Annotated in this window: 4 protein-coding genes; 1 reads left to right on the top strand and 3 read right to left on the bottom strand. The window is 71.3% G+C overall.

The window, feature by feature from the left end; genetic code table 11:
- Positions 1–354 precede the first annotated feature (354 nt).
- Both ACFPFQ_RS27600 and ACFPFQ_RS27605 read right to left on the bottom strand, forming a co-directional pair.
- Complete coding sequence (locus ACFPFQ_RS27600; protein WP_379623895.1) at positions 355–915, bottom strand: carbonic anhydrase; 561 nt, start codon at positions 913–915, stop codon at positions 355–357.
- Entirely contained in the window at positions 912–1,427 is a 516-nt protein-coding gene (locus tag ACFPFQ_RS27605; protein ID WP_379623897.1) for a carbonic anhydrase, read from the bottom strand. The genes ACFPFQ_RS27600 and ACFPFQ_RS27605 overlap by 4 nt, the downstream gene beginning before the upstream one ends.
- Positions 1,428–1,529: 102 nt before the next feature.
- On the opposite strand from ACFPFQ_RS27605, the gene ACFPFQ_RS27610 reads away from it, so the two are divergent.
- Positions 1,530–1,952, top strand: a complete 423-nt coding sequence (locus ACFPFQ_RS27610; protein ID WP_379623899.1) for a winged helix-turn-helix transcriptional regulator — start codon at positions 1,530–1,532, stop codon at positions 1,950–1,952.
- 12 nt (positions 1,953–1,964) lie between these two features.
- Here ACFPFQ_RS27610 and ACFPFQ_RS27615 read toward each other — a convergent pair.
- A partial coding sequence (locus ACFPFQ_RS27615; protein ID WP_379623901.1) for a hypothetical protein occupies positions 1,965–2,467 on the bottom strand: 503 nt, incomplete at its 5' end.

Raw genomic sequence — 2,467 nt, forward strand, 5'->3', positions numbered from 1 at the left:
CTCCCCGCTGCTACGCTCCCGTCAGCCGCGTAATCACACCCCGTGTCCACGTTCCGGGGGTAAGGCCCCACTGACCGACGGCGTCATCCACCATCAAGACATCCGCCGCCCGCTCGGCCTGCCCCGTGACATCCCCGCCGACCGAATGCTCACCGTCCTGTCATTCGCCTGCACCGCCCCGACTATCGGGGCGGGGAAACGCGTCCGAGGACTCTCCCTGGTCGCGACGGACCTCGACTGGAGTGCCGGGAAGGGACCCGTCGTCGAGGGGCCGGCGGAGTCCCTGCTCATGGCCATCGCCGGGCGCCACGGCACCGCCCAGGAACTCACCGGCCCCGGCCAACCGACTCTCGCTCACCGCCTCGACACCTGACGGAGCTGCATGTCTCGCAGGGGCGTCGGTGCCACGACCGTCTCGACGAGACCGGTGGACACGTCGTAGACCAGGCCCGACACGAGGAAGGCGCTGCCCGTGAGCGTCCCCAGGACGACGTCGACATCGACACGGACGGAACCGACGGGGTCGCTGACCTGCTTGGCGTCGAGCTCGGCGGCCGGGATCTCGAAATACTCGGCGAGCAGGTCGGGGAACGGGGCCAGATCCCTCATCCCGCAGTCCGTGTGATGCAGCAGGACCAGGTTCCAGTCCCCCGCCGCGCGACCGTCGGGATGCGCCTGTCCAACCTTGCCCAGCATCGTCATCGTGCGGAGCGTCGCCGGCGTGATCCGACCTCCGACGTTGCGGATCACCGCCGCCTCACCGTGCCGGAGCCCGAGCACGTGCGCGGGATCGACGCGCGGATCGACGCATCCGACGACCATGACGTTGCCGCTCGGATTGATGCGCAGGCCCTCGACGAAGCCGTCAGCGGCAAAGGCGGCGTTGCGCCCGGTCAGCTCACGCGTGGAGGTCACGGCGCCACGACCGTCTCGACGAGGCCGGTGGTGACGTCGTAGACCAGGCCGGAGACACGGACACCGGCCAGACGGCGCTCTGCACGCAGGACCGCCACATCATGGGCGACGGCCGCCCTGGGGTCGCCCACCGCCTGCACCGCGAGCCCGGACTCGTCGACGTCGAAGTAGGCCGCCAGCATCTCCGGCCGGCCCTCCAGCCGGGTGATGCCGCAGTCCGTGTGGTGCAGGACCACCAGCTCCCATCCTGGCCCGAGATCGCCGCCCGCGGCCTGGGTCACCGCGCGGAGCATCACCAGTTCCTCCACCGCCGCCGGGGTGATGCGGCCGCCGACGTTGCGGATGGCGGCGACCTCGCCCGGCTCCGTCCCCAGGACGTCGGTCGGGTCGACACGCAGGTCGACGCACCCGATCACGATCGTCTTCAGCGACGGCATCATGCGCAGACCCGCCGCGAAACGGTGTTCCGCGAACTCCGTGTTCCGGCCGGTCAACGTCTCGGTCACACCCATGTCTGCTCCTCCGCGTTAGTCAGTCCAGATGATGGACCGACTGAGGGATGTAACGTAGCAGAGGTGAGTCCAGAATCGCTACCGAGTCCGCGTGAGTGCTCCATGAGCGACGCGCTCGCCGTGCTCGGGGAGAGCCACTCACTGCCCCTGCTGCGCGAGCTGCTCTACGGCTTCCACCGGTTCTCCGACCTCGCCACGCTCACCGGAGCGCCCCGCTCCCTGCTGACCGGGCGGTTGCGCAAGCTCGAGGAAGCGGGCGTCATCGAGCGCCGCCAGTACTCGCAACGTCCGCCGCGCCACGAGTACCACCTGACCCAGGCCGGCGTGGACCTCATCCCCGTCATCCTCGCCCTCAAGGACTGGGGCGAGCGCCACACCGGCGAGACCGCCCCCAAGGCGGTCTTCCGGCACAGCTGCGGAGCCGAGCTGCACCCGGTCACCGTGTGCGCCGAGTGCCGCCAGGAGGTGCGACCCGGGGACTTCGAGGTCGCCGGCGGCACCCACCCGCCCGTCCTGCACGGGTAGCGGGCCCCGGGGTCACATCGGATCGATCCGGAATGCCGTGCAACGCCCGGCCAGGGCGGCGAACGAGTCGGGTTCCAGGTCCGCGACAACCCCGGCGTCGCGCATGATCCGCGCGCCCTGCCGGATCCGGACCGGCCAGGCCCGCAGCACCGACTCCTCCAGGGTGAGCTCGACGAGCCGGACCTGCTCCACCCGCCGCCCCACCGTCATCGTGCCGACCCGCGCCGCACGGGTGTTCGCAGCCCAGTCGCTGCCCGGAACCCGGCCAGTAGATGCCGGTGCCCGTCGAGGTCGAGCACCGAGACCGGCGTGTGGCGCGGTCTCCCGCTGCGCCGGCCGGGCACGGGTGAGCACCGGCAGCTCCTTCGCCGCCCCCAGCCCCATACGGCGGGCCGCGAGCAGGACCGCGTTGACCGCCGCCTGCTCAGCGCGGTCGGCCGTCAGGCGCGACGGAACAGCCGCCGCCACACACCGCCTGAGCCCGACGTCGGTGCGCAGCTGCACCGCTGAGACGA

The sequence above is a fragment of the Pseudonocardia sp. GCM10023141 genome (assembly GCF_042653605.1).

What these genes read in the sequence shown, in the direction of transcription:
- ACFPFQ_RS27605 (WP_379623897.1), bottom strand. Translation starts at nt 1,427, where the DNA reads ATGGGTGTGACCGAGACGTTGACCGGCCGGAACACGGAGTTCGCGGAA.
- ACFPFQ_RS27610 (WP_379623899.1), top strand. Translation starts at nt 1,530, where the DNA reads ATGAGCGACGCGCTCGCCGTGCTCGGGGAGAGCCACTCACTGCCCCTG.